Raw genomic sequence first — 558 nt, 5'->3', positions numbered from 1 at the left:
CATCGGAGATCTCGCGAATCAGCGCTTCCTGGGCCGGGTCCTTCATGTCCAGCGCCGGGCGCACGTGCAGCACGCCGGCATCCACGTGGCCGAACATGCCATAGGCAAGCCCGCGGGCGTCCAGCGCGGCGCGGAACTCGGCAATGAAGTCCGCCAGATGCTCCGGCGGCACGGCGGTGTCTTCCACGAAGGGCAGCGGGCGTTGTTCGCCCTGTACGTTACCCAAAAGCCCTACCGAGCGCTTGCGCATGGCGTAGACGGCGTTGATCTGCGCGCGGCCTTCGGCCAGGGTGTAGCCCAGGCGCGCAACGGTGGTGTCCTGGCGCAGATGCTCGGTAAACGCGGCTACCTGCGCGGCCAGCACGTCAGGGTCATCGCCGCTGAATTCGATCAGATTGATGCCGCGAATCGGTGTCTCGCCGGCCGGAAAAAACGCCGCCACGCTGTCCCAGACGAAGTCCGCCATGGCCAGCGTGAGCACCGTATCGTCGATGGTCTCGATGGACGTGGGCCGGGCGCTGCCCATCAGCGCCTTGGCGTCGCGCAGCGCGTCCATGA

1 protein-coding gene is annotated in these 558 nt (G+C 67.0%); it reads right to left on the bottom strand.

Annotated features, from left to right (window positions below):
- Positions 1-558 (bottom strand): FAD-linked oxidase C-terminal domain-containing protein (locus HW452_RS17340; protein ID WP_317986363.1); only part of this gene is annotated, 558 nt, incomplete at both ends.

The sequence above is a fragment of the Vreelandella aquamarina genome (genome assembly GCF_020075495.1).
In the GTDB taxonomy this organism is placed as follows: Bacteria; Pseudomonadota; Gammaproteobacteria; order Pseudomonadales; family Halomonadaceae; genus Vreelandella; species Vreelandella aquamarina_A.
Note: the sequence above shows the minus strand (reverse complement) of the source record. Positions and strands in the feature narration are given on the sequence as shown.